Origin of the sequence: Jatrophihabitans sp., assembly GCF_051960575.1 — a bacterium.
Classification (GTDB): Bacteria; Actinomycetota; Actinomycetes; order Mycobacteriales; family Jatrophihabitantaceae; genus JBQCEE01.
In genome coordinates this window covers 1-2447 of the sequence record NZ_JBQCEE010000410.1, presented here as the reverse complement: position 1 = coordinate 2447, position 2447 = coordinate 1, and the positions used below count along the sequence as shown (strand labels likewise).

The following is a 2447-nucleotide window of genomic DNA, read 5'->3' as shown; positions in this document are numbered from 1 at the left end:
CACCGTCGTGCACGACGGGCAGCAGCAGCAGGTCACGACCACGGCGCTCACCGTGGCCCAGCTGTTCGACCAGCTCGGTGTCACCGTGCACGCCGACGACCGGGTCACACCGGCGCTGGCCACCGAGGTGCGTCCGGGCTCGACCATCCGGCTCGTCCGCATCGAGAACCGGCAGGTCAGCAAGGTGCGCACCGTCGCACCGCCGGTCAAGCGGATCACCGACTCGCGCCTGTCGGTCGGCCGCACCGTCGTCGTGCAGCCCGGTCACGCCGGCAGCGAGCGGGTGACCTGGACGGCGGTCTACATCAACGGCCGGCTCAGCGCCCGCGAGAAGCCGGCCGTCACCACCCTGCAGCCCGCCGGCACCCGGGTGCTGCGCGTCGGCACCGGCGTGCCCGCCGAGGCCACCCCGGCGCAGGCCCAGGCCTACGCGCGCAGCCTCCTGCCGTCCTACGGCTGGGGCGACGACCAGATGAGCTGCCTCATCACGATGTGGAACCACGAGAGCGGCTGGAACCTGCACGCCGAGAACCCGAGCGGTGCCTACGGCATCCCGCAGGCCCTGCCCGGCGACAAGATGGGCCCGGGCTGGGACAGCGACGCCGGCGTCCAGATCCGGTGGGGACTCGGCTACATCAAGTCCCGCTACGGCTCGCCGTGCGCGGCGTGGTCGTTCTGGCAGCAGGGCAGCTGGTACTGATTCGCAGGTGACGTCACCGCTGCTGGGTCCGGTCGACATCCGGGCCCTGGCCGCGGAGCTCGGCGTGCGCCCGACCAAGACGCTCGGGCAGAACTTCCTGCACGACGCCAACACGATCCGCCGCATCGTGCGCAGCGCCGAGCTGACGCCGGGCGAGCGCGTGCTGGAGATCGGGCCGGGCCTCGGGTCGCTGACCCTCGGCCTGCTCGAGGCCGGCCACCCGGTGACCGCGGTCGAGATCGACCCGGTGCTCGCGCAGGCGCTCCCGCGCACGGTCGACGCGCGCCTGCCGGGCGCACCGCTGACGACGGTCGGGGCGGACGCCCTGCGGCTGCTCGAACTGCCCGAGCCGGCCCCCACGGCCCTGGTGGCCAACCTGCCGTACAACGTCGCGGTGCCCGTCGTGCTGCACCTGCTCGCCACCTTCCCGTCGTTGCGCTCGGGGCTGGTGATGGTGCAGTCGGAGGTGGCGGACCGCCTCGTGGCGCCGCCGGGCTCGCGCACCTACGGGGTGCCGTCGGTGAAGGCGGCGTGGTTCGCCGCCGCCACCCGGGCCGGCGCCGTGGGCCGGGCGGTGTTCTGGCCCGCGCCGAACGTCGACTCGGCGCTCGTGCGGCTCGTCCGGCACGAGCCACCGACCACGGCGGCGACCCGGCAGCAGGTGTTCGCCGTGGTCGACGCCGCGTTCGCGCAGCGCCGCAAGACCCTGCGGTCGGCGCTCGCCGGCTGGGCGGGATCGCCCGCCGCGGCCGAGGAACTGCTGCGGGGCGCCGGGATCGACCCGCAGGCCCGCGGCGAGACGCTCGGCGTCGCCGACTACGCCCGGCTCGCGGGCGTCGCCGTCAACCGGTGATGTACTGCTCGAGCTGGCCGCGGTCCTGCTCGAGCTGGCGGATGCGGTAGGCGACGACGTCGCCGATCGACACCACGCCGGCCAGGCCCCCGCCGTCGTCGGCGAGCACCGGCATGTGCCGGACGCGCCGCTGCGTCATGGTCTCGGCGACGCTGTCGACGCTGTCGCCCAGCGAGCAGGTGAGCACGTCGGTGGTCATCAGGTCGCCGAGCGGGCGTCCGAGCAGGTCGGCGCCGTCGGCGGCGAGCTGCCGCACGACGTCGCGCTCGGAGACGATGCCGGCCGGACGCCCCCCGCCCTGCTCGTCGACCACGACGATGGCGCCGACGTTGTGCTCGGCGAGCGCAGCAACGAGCGTCGCCACTGTGTCGGTGCGGGACAGGGTGAAGACGGCAGGGCCTTTGTGACGGACGATGTCGGAGATCCGCATGCGCACTCCTCGCCGGCGACCGGGCTGTGCTGCGAGCGTGTCAAACCTGACCCGTCGGCGCCAGAGCATTCACCGTTTCGTGTCCCGCCGTCGATCGCGAAACCCTCCGCTGTGGCTCGTTTCCGGGCCCGGACATGGGCCACTCGGGAGGGTTTCAGCTGGTGGATGGGTACCCCGGGCGCATGACCGCCACAAGCACGACCTCAGCCGCCCCCACCGCGGTGCTGCCGTCACCCGGCCCGGACTCGCCGACGCCCGTGCCCGACCCGGGGCCCGTGCCGAGCCCCACGCCGGCGCCGCCGCCCGGCCCCGAGCCGCTGCCGGTGCCCGGCCCGACGCCCGAGCCGATGCCGACCCCCGTGCCCGAGCCGGTGCCGAACCCCGAGCCGCCGACGCCGCTCAGCTGAGCAGCGCAGGGGCCGCGGGCAGGGTCAGCCGGCCTTCGTCCCGGTCAGCAGCTGGGT

The 2447-nt window shown here is 74.5% G+C and carries 4 protein-coding genes; 3 read left to right on the top strand and 1 reads right to left on the bottom strand.

All coding sequences use genetic code 11. The features are described from left to right. Both ACTHMS_RS22945 and rsmA read left to right on the top strand, forming a co-directional pair. Positions 1-700, top strand: a 700-nt coding sequence (locus tag ACTHMS_RS22945) for a G5 domain-containing protein (RefSeq protein WP_440308976.1), incomplete at its 5' end; no start/stop codon positions are given. 7 nt (positions 701-707) lie between these two features. Continuing rightward, positions 708-1553, top strand: a complete 846-nt coding sequence (gene rsmA, locus ACTHMS_RS22940) for a 16S rRNA (adenine(1518)-N(6)/adenine(1519)-N(6))-dimethyltransferase RsmA (RefSeq protein ID WP_440308975.1) — start codon at positions 708-710, stop codon at positions 1551-1553. On the opposite strand, the gene ACTHMS_RS22935 is transcribed toward rsmA, so the two are convergent. After that, positions 1543-1983: a CBS domain-containing protein gene (locus ACTHMS_RS22935; protein ID WP_440308974.1), complete on the bottom strand. Its 441-nt coding sequence runs from the start codon at positions 1981-1983 to the stop codon at positions 1543-1545. The two genes, rsmA and ACTHMS_RS22935, sit on opposite strands and share 11 nt — an antisense overlap. Before the next feature lie 182 nt (positions 1984-2165). Here ACTHMS_RS22935 and ACTHMS_RS22930 point away from each other — a divergent pair, with 182 nt between their 5' ends. Further along, complete coding sequence (locus ACTHMS_RS22930) at positions 2166-2390, top strand: hypothetical protein (protein WP_440308973.1); 225 nt, start codon at positions 2166-2168, stop codon at positions 2388-2390. Positions 2391-2447: the final 57 nt, after the last annotated feature.

Bases quoted from the DNA above. Each gene is read 5' to 3' on its own strand.
- ACTHMS_RS22930 (WP_440308973.1), top strand. From the start codon at position 2,166: ATGACCGCCACAAGCACGACCTCAGCCGCCCCCACCGCGGTGCTGCCG.
- ACTHMS_RS22935 (WP_440308974.1), bottom strand. From the start codon at position 1,983: ATGCGGATCTCCGACATCGTCCGTCACAAAGGCCCTGCCGTCTTCACC.